This is a genomic window from Caulobacter sp. 602-1, assembly GCF_003931565.1.
Taxonomy (GTDB): domain Bacteria; phylum Pseudomonadota; class Alphaproteobacteria; order Caulobacterales; family Caulobacteraceae; genus Caulobacter.
On record NZ_RRYI01000228.1, the window covers coordinates 1 to 269 of the forward strand.

Genomic DNA, 269 nt, shown 5'->3' on the forward strand with positions numbered 1-269 from the left:
CCGACAGCCGTTCGTCGTCGAACTGCACGAAGCCCTCGCGCCAGCTCAGCTGCCGATCGGCGTCGACGGTCGGGAACGCCCAGAACATCCTGGATCAGGGGCGTGATCGGGTTGCGGCCCAGGCCTATGCCGACCTCAGCCTGCACCGGCGGTTCAGCTCCTCGTTAAAGGCTTTCGGTTCGCCGGTCCTGGACGCGAGCCTCTCGATCCAGAACCTCTTCGACAAAAGTCCGCCGATCATGGCGTCGTTGCCCGATCTCGGCTTCAGC

1 protein-coding gene is annotated in these 269 nt (G+C 64.7%); it reads left to right on the plus strand.

What is annotated here, in order from left to right; all coding sequences use genetic code 11:
* Nucleotides 1–269 (plus strand): hypothetical protein (locus tag EIK80_RS26280; RefSeq protein WP_158624773.1); only part of this gene is annotated, 269 nt, incomplete at both ends.